The organism is Bradyrhizobium sp., from assembly GCF_035570375.1.
Taxonomy (GTDB): Bacteria; Pseudomonadota; Alphaproteobacteria; order Rhizobiales; family Xanthobacteraceae; genus Bradyrhizobium.
Map to the genome: position 1 here is coordinate 1 of NZ_DATMLW010000254.1, position 4341 is coordinate 4341.

General features: G+C 61.5%; 5 protein-coding genes. All 5 read right to left on the reverse strand.

Annotated features, from left to right (window positions below):
- On the reverse strand, positions 1-425 hold a 425-nt coding region (locus VNX23_RS28020), incomplete at its 3' end, for a CoA transferase (RefSeq protein ID WP_325634819.1).
- Positions 426-460: 35 nt separating this feature from the next.
- The gene (locus VNX23_RS28025; RefSeq protein WP_325634820.1) at positions 461-1312 is read right to left on the reverse strand and encodes an enoyl-CoA hydratase-related protein; all 852 of its coding nucleotides are present in this window, start codon (positions 1310-1312) and stop codon (positions 461-463) included.
- Between the two features lie 55 nt (positions 1313-1367).
- Positions 1368-2588 carry an acyl-CoA dehydrogenase family protein gene (locus tag VNX23_RS28030; RefSeq protein ID WP_325634821.1) on the reverse strand — a complete coding sequence of 407 codons (1221 nt, stop codon included), beginning with the start codon at positions 2586-2588 and terminating at the stop codon, positions 1368-1370.
- Between the two features lie 81 nt (positions 2589-2669).
- Positions 2670-3641, reverse strand: coding sequence for a 3-hydroxyacyl-CoA dehydrogenase NAD-binding domain-containing protein (locus VNX23_RS28035; RefSeq protein ID WP_325634822.1), 972 nt, complete (start codon positions 3639-3641; stop codon positions 2670-2672).
- A 1-nt stretch (position 3642) separates the two neighbouring features.
- On the reverse strand, positions 3643-4341 hold a 699-nt coding region (locus VNX23_RS28040), incomplete at its 5' end, for a 3-hydroxyacyl-CoA dehydrogenase (protein WP_325634823.1).

Consider the following 4341-nt stretch of genomic DNA (forward strand, 5'->3'; position numbering starts at 1 on the left):
CCCGGAAGGTCCGCGTCGGGCCCCTTGTCGCCGAAGCCCGAGATGTCCGCATAGATCAAACGCGGATTCCACTTCACCACGTCTTCATATTCAAGCTTCAACCGGGCACGTGCCGGATGCGGCGTGTTGACGACGAGAACATCAGCCCATTTGACGAGCCTTTCGAGGACCTGCTGCGCGCTTGGAGACTTCAGATCAAGCGCCATACCTCGCTTGTTGCGATTGGCAAGATGCCAGGGATAGGCATCTTCCGCGACCGGCTGCGGCGGCAGGTGGTTGGCATGCCGCCACAATTCGCCGCTCGGCGGCTCCACCTTGATGACGTCAGCACCGAAGTCCGACAGGATCACCGCCGCGCTGGGACCGGCGATGAAGCTCGCCAGATCCACCACTTTCAGTCCGGAAAAAATGTTGTCGCTAGCCATGGCTGTCCTTTCCAAGTCGCCGCGTGCAGTCTGTTTCACCGGCCGAGGAACTTCGGTGCACGCTTTTCCAGGAAGGCGGAGGTGCCTTCCTTCTTGTCGTCGGTGGCGGCGCAAATGCCGAAGTAGGATGCTTCCAGGGCGAGGCCTTCGCTTTGACCGGTCTCAAGCCCCTTGTTCGCGGCCTCCAGAGAGAACTTCACCGCGATCGGAGCGTTGGCCGCGATCTGCTTCAGAATTGTCTCGGCGCGGTCAATCAGGCCGGCGGCCGACACGACTTCATTGACGAGACCGATGCGATAGGCTTCCTGCGCAGAAATTGTCTCGCCCGTGAGGATCAGCTGTAACGCACGACCCTTTCCCACCAGCCGCGGCAAACGTTGCGTTCCGCCGCCGCCTGGCACCAGCCCGAGCTTGACCTCGGGCTGCCCAAACTTGGCGTGCTCGGCTGCGATCCTCATCGTGCAAGCCATCGCCGTCTCGCAGCCGCCGCCAAGCGCAAAGCCATTGATCGCCGCGATTACCGGCTTGCCGAGGTTTTCGATAAGGTCCAACACGCCCTGCCCAAACCGGCTGGACTCTTCCGCATCGTAAGCACCAACATTTGCGAGTTCGCTGATGTCGGCGCCGGCGATGAAAGCCTTGTCGCCAGCGCCGGTGAGAATCACGCCGCGCACAGACGCGTCGGTCCTGGCATCCTCGAACGCGGCGCGCAGATCCGTCCAGGTCGGCGTGTTGAGCGCGTTGAGCACTTTGGGCCGGTTGATCGTCACGTAGGCGATCGCACCCTTCTTCTCGTACAGGACATTCGCAAGCACCAATGCCGCTCTGGGTAACGAATCCGGCACGGTTGCCGGCGAAGGCGTGAATGATGTGGCTCCGGACGCCATGGTCATATCTCCTGGATTGTGGCGGCCGGCGCGGTCGCGCCGGTGCGTTGAGAGATCACGCGAAGGCGCCGATGCCAGTGACAGCCTTGCCGATGATCAGATTCTGCATCTGATATGTACCTTCGTAGGAGTACAGCGCTTCACAATCCGCGAAGAAGCGTGCCGCCTTGTAGTCGGCAACGATTCCGTTGCCGCCGATCAACTCACGGGCCCAGGCAACCGTCTCGCGGCATTTGGCCGTAGCGAACGCCTTGGCAAGCGCGGCATGGGCGTCCGTCAGCTTGCCTTCGGCATGCAGTTGCGCCTGGCGCACGATCAGGCACTGCGAAGCCGTGATATTGGCGATCATTTTGGCGAGAAGGTCTTGGACCAGCTGGAACGACGCGATCGGCTTGCCAAACTGCAAGCGCTCCTGGCTATACTTCAGCGCGGTCTCATAAGCGCCCATCGCGCATCCAGTCGCCATCCACGCCACGGCGAAGCGCGTCATCTTCAGTACCTTCGCGGTGTCGCGGAATGAACTGCCGCCCTGGAGACGATTCGTTTCCGGCACGCGAACATCCTTCAGCGTGATATGGCCGTTCTGGACCACCTTGAGCGCAATCTTGTTCTCGATCTTCTCGACACTGAAGCCGGGCGTCGATTTGTTCTCGACGATGAAGCCTTTCACCTGATTATCGCCGAGATCGCGCGCCCAGATGATGGAGAGGTCGCACCACGGCGCATTGCCGATCCAGCGCTTCTCGCCATTCAGGATCCAGGTGTCGCCCTCGCGCTTCGCCGTCGTCAGCAGGCCGCCGCTGGCGCCCGAGCCAACCAGCGGCTCCGTCAGGCCGAAACAGCCGATCTTCTCGAAGCGTGCCATCGGCGGCAGCCATTTCTGCTTCTGCTCTTCCGATCCGTCGATGTAGATGGAGCCCATCGCCAGGCCGACATGCACGCCAATGAAGGTCGCGACCGATGGGTCGACGCGTGCGAGCTCCATCTGAACAAAGCCCAACAGTGCCAAGCTTCCACCTGCGCAGCCGTAGCCCTGCATTGCAAGCCCACCGATGCCCAACTCCTTGATCGCCGGCAGCAATTCGAACGGAAAAGCATCGTTCACCCAATAGTCTGTGATGACAGGCGCGACCTTCGTTTCCATGAAAGCGCGCACCCGTTTCACCGTCGCGAGTTCGTTGGCACTCAAGGTCTCGTAGACCTCGTAGAAGTCGCTATTTGGTGCCGGTAACGGCTTCGGCGTCGCGGGCCTGCTTGCTGCGGGTGCGGTGGGCATTCGGAGCTCCTGATGCTTCGGCTCGAAAGCCGGAATAAGTTGTGAGTTTGATTGATCGATCTTGCCGGCGGCGGCTCGCTCCTAGGCGGCCGTCGATTTCGTTTGAGCCGACGTGGCTGCCTTTTTACGCAGCTCAATCAGGCCGAGCAGAACCTCGTCGCGCTCTGCCGCTAGCTGATCGATCGAGCGCGATCCGGCCTCGGCATGTACACTGTCGATGAGCGTCTTTTGCACGTCCGGAGTCAGCACCGGCGAACCGAGCGTCTTCCACCAGGCGGTCATTGGACCCGTGAACTGCTGGAAGAAGTGTTCGATACCACCCGGACCGCCGCCGAGATGGTTGAGCATCAGATTGCCCATGACGCCCCACCGAAGGCCCGGGCCCCAGCACAGCGCGGTGTCGACGTCGGCGGCGCTCACCACGCCTTCCGAGACAAGGTAGTACACCTCGCGGGCCAGCGCCGCCTGCAGACGGTTGGCGACATGCCCTGGCATTTCCTTGTTGAGGCGCACCGTCCGTTGCCCAATCGAGGTGTAAAATTCCGCGGCGCGCTGGATTGTGGCTTCCGAGGTCTTTGCCCCACCGACGATCTCAACCAGCGGGATCAGGTGCGGCGGATTGAACGGATGGGCGATGACGCAGCGCTCGGGATGGGCCGCGGCGCCCTTCTGGATTTCGCTCATGGTGAGCCCCGATGAGCTCGACGCGATGATCACGTCGGGCGCCAACAGCTCGTCCAGCTGTCCATAGAGCTTCTGCTTGAACTCGATCCGCTCGGGCCCGTTCTCCTGGACGAGATCGACGCCGTCGACCGCTTGCGCGAGCGCGGCCGTGAACTTCAGGTTCGACTGCGACGCTGCGGGCGAGAGGCCCAATCGCTTGAGCGCCGGCCAGGCTGCCTCAACGAAATTCCTTAAGCCGGCTTCCGCGTTCGGCGCAACGTCCGTCGCGACGACCTGCAGTCCCTTGGCGAGAAACAGCGAGGTCCAGCTCGCGCCGATGACGCCTGTGCCAATAATGGCTATCCGGCGAATGGGCTTGTTTTGCGACATATCAGGTCTCCTTCGGGATTTCGGCGTATGCGATGCCGGTGAGGTTGCCCTGGCCATAGAGGAAGCTGCGCTCGCCGGATCCATTGAGCCGCGCGGAGTAGACCGAGCCGGCGAAATCGGTCACGAACATGCGGTCGCCCGGTACATCGAGCGCAATTCCGATCCCTTCCATCAGATGGTTCACCACGATCTCTGGCTCAGCAGGTTTGTTATCGATCGAGGCCCGGTTCACGGTGTTGCCGCGCGGCGGGTCACCTCGATCGGTCCAGTACAGAACGCGATTCTTGAGGTCGAGTTCGAGGTCGATCGGCTCGGGCAGATGATCGAAGAAGACTTCGATATCCGAGCGATTTGTTGCGGTCTGTCCTTTGGGAATTTCGACGTTGGCGCGGAAGATGCGGCCGAGGCCGGCATTGTCGGGACCCTTTTGAGTCCAATAGATCCGTCCGAGCTTCGGATCGATGGTCAGCCCGACGCACCACTTGGTCGGATCCCGGCGGTCGACGTCGCCGCATCCCGCTTCAATGAGTGTCTCGATCCGAGACCCGTCGAGATTGCACCGCATGACACGCATGCCCTCGCGGTCACACCAATAGAGCTTGCCGCTCGCCTTCTCGAGAATGAGCTGTTTCGGAGTATGAGTGTTTCCGACCGGCACGATGACCTTGCGGTTCTTGCCGTCGATATCGGCGCGCTCGAT